The following is a 1,980-nucleotide window of genomic DNA, read 5'->3' as shown; positions in this document are numbered from 1 at the left end:
CCCGCACTACCACCAGATGAGCGACACGATCGACACCTTGGATCTGCACTTCTTCTGCGCGGTGGTGAACGGCTTGGACGGGGCGCTGGCGGCGCTCTGAGTGCGGCCCCTCAGCAGCGGCGCGATCACCGTCAACATGGGCGAATCGCAGCAATGGCCATGCCCTTGAACCCCTTCTGTCCGTTCAGCACGGCCAAGATCCTGGCCCTCAAGGCCACGGTGCTGCTGCTGCTCACCCTGCTGATCAAAGCCAGGGTGCAGATCGTGGCAGGTTCGGCCATTGGGATTTTCCTATTGCTGCTCCAGACCCTGGTGTTCCTGGCCATCAGCGGTGGCCTGGTGCTGGCGGCTGGTGGAGCAGCGGTCTACGCCACGCAGTGGCGCCGGCCGGCAGCAGCCTGAGCCCGCGCCATGGCCGTTGAAGTTGCCTTGGCCATGCTGCAGCGGGATGGCCGCTGGCTGATGCAGCTCCGCGACGAGATCCCCACGATCGTCGCTCCCGGCTGCTGGGGACTCTTTGGCGGGCACCTCGATCCGGGCGAAACGCCGGAGCAGGTGCTGCGGCGTGAGTTGCTGGAGGAAATCAGCTGGCAGCCTCCAGACCTTGAGCTGGTGATGGTGCATCACATCCACCGGCGCACGGCCCATGTGTTCCGAGGTGAGCTGCCGGTACCGCTGGAGCAGCTGCAGCTGCTGGAGGGCCAGGACCTGGGCCTGGTGAACCTGGAGGAACTCCTGTCGGGATCGATCTGGAGCACCAAGCTCGCCGCCCATCGCCCCCTCGCCGATGGACTGCTGGAGGTGATGCAGCACGTGCTCACGAGGCCGGGGTGAACACAACAAAGCCCGGAGCGTTGGCCCCGGGCACTTTCCTGCTTAGCCGTGGTGCCTTCTCGAGGGGGTCGGGCGAAGCTTTTGAAGAAGGCTCAGAAACAGAACGGCAGGAACTGGGTGCGGCAGGCGGCATAACCATCAACTAGAGCGCCGAGGCCAATTTGGTGGGCGATACCAAAGCCCGTGAGGCCTTCCACCACGATGCCGATGACGATGCCGAGCATGGCGGCACGGCCGTTAAACAGTTCAGCTCGCTTGAGCTGCGCCACGAGGGTCAGCTGTTCGGGGCTGTTGTTGAGCAGCTGTTCGTTGGCGGGAGTGTTGGTCATGGAGGTCTCCTGGGTGGTGTTAATCGATGCGGAAGCTCGCTGGTATCAATCGGCGATGTTGGGTTGCAGCACTAGGGCTCTGATCAGCCAGGCGCCAAAGAGAAGCACGGTGAAGGTGGCGATCATCGAGTCCTCGGGGCCAGGTCGCTTGGGCGGCTGAGCACGTAGGTGGTCATGCCACTCAGCACCAACACGAGGGCGACTACGGCGGTGATGGCGGCGGTGTAATCGGTGCTCATGGCGATCAACCGAGACCGAGTTGGCCGAGGATGCTCTGGCCGGTGAGCAGTTCGGTGCCAAGGCCGATAACGAAGCCGAGCATGGCCAGACGGCCATTCCAGGTCTCGGCGAAGGCAACGAAACCGAAGCGGGGCGTGGGCTCAGTCATAACTGTTGCGGTTTGTTACGTGAACTGTAACGCAATGTGACCGGTTTGGGCGCTGTCGCGGCTGAGGGCTGCGAATCCATGGGCGGCAGCCCTTCTCTTTCCAGTCAATCGGCCTGGCGGAAGGCCTTCACTGCGATGACCGCCGGAGTGAGGGCCCCGAAGCCGACAGGTTGATCCGTATCAGTTGGGCTTATCGGTGCCATCAGCTCTGCTGCTGGCCAATTGCACCTTGAGCTGGCAAGCAAGTGTGAATAGGTGTTACGTTCAGATGAGCGAGCGATTCCCGCCCCGCATCTACTTACTGCTTTCCTGCAAAGCCTCACGGCTGCAGTTAGGCAAGCCCTTCCCCGAACGTTCTCATGACAACCACTATTCAGCAGCGCCAAGGCGCTTCTGCGTGGAACCAGTTTTGCGACTGGGTCACCTCCA

4 protein-coding genes are annotated in these 1,980 nt (G+C 62.4%); 2 read left to right on the top strand and 2 right to left on the bottom strand.

Features of this window, described 5'->3' with window-relative positions:
- Positions 1-159: 159 nt before the first annotated feature.
- Together AC01FP_RS17220 and AC01FP_RS17215 are read left to right on the top strand one after the other, a co-directional pair.
- Positions 160-402, top strand: a complete 243-nt coding sequence (locus tag AC01FP_RS17220) for a hypothetical protein (protein ID WP_474481927.1) — start codon at positions 160-162, stop codon at positions 400-402.
- A gap of 9 nt (positions 403-411) precedes the next feature.
- Complete coding sequence (locus AC01FP_RS17215) at positions 412-834, top strand: NUDIX hydrolase (RefSeq protein ID WP_474481925.1); 423 nt, start codon at positions 412-414, stop codon at positions 832-834.
- Positions 835-926: 92 nt separating this feature from the next.
- Here the strand turns inward: AC01FP_RS17215 and AC01FP_RS17210 are convergent, their stop codons facing one another.
- Positions 927-1,163 (bottom strand): chlorophyll a/b-binding protein, encoded by a 237-nt coding sequence (locus AC01FP_RS17210; protein ID WP_254997447.1) that lies wholly within the window; start codon positions 1,161-1,163, stop codon positions 927-929.
- A 244-nt stretch (positions 1,164-1,407) separates the two neighbouring features.
- Positions 1,408-1,551 carry a chlorophyll a/b-binding protein gene (locus AC01FP_RS17205; protein WP_255015903.1) on the bottom strand — a complete coding sequence of 48 codons (144 nt, stop codon included), beginning with the start codon at positions 1,549-1,551 and terminating at the stop codon, positions 1,408-1,410.
- Positions 1,552-1,980: the final 429 nt, after the last annotated feature.

The sequence above is a fragment of the Cyanobium sp. NIVA-CYA 375 genome (assembly GCF_056108345.1).
This window is presented reverse-complemented; position numbering and strand designations above follow the sequence as displayed.

What these genes read in the sequence shown, in the direction of transcription:
- AC01FP_RS17220 (WP_474481927.1), top strand. Translation starts at nt 160, where the DNA reads ATGCCCTTGAACCCCTTCTGTCCGTTCAGCACGGCCAAGATCCTGGCC.
- AC01FP_RS17215 (WP_474481925.1), top strand. Translation starts at nt 412, where the DNA reads ATGGCCGTTGAAGTTGCCTTGGCCATGCTGCAGCGGGATGGCCGCTGG.
- AC01FP_RS17210 (WP_254997447.1), bottom strand. Translation starts at nt 1,163, where the DNA reads ATGACCAACACTCCCGCCAACGAACAGCTGCTCAACAACAGCCCCGAA.
- AC01FP_RS17205 (WP_255015903.1), bottom strand. Translation starts at nt 1,551, where the DNA reads ATGACTGAGCCCACGCCCCGCTTCGGTTTCGTTGCCTTCGCCGAGACC.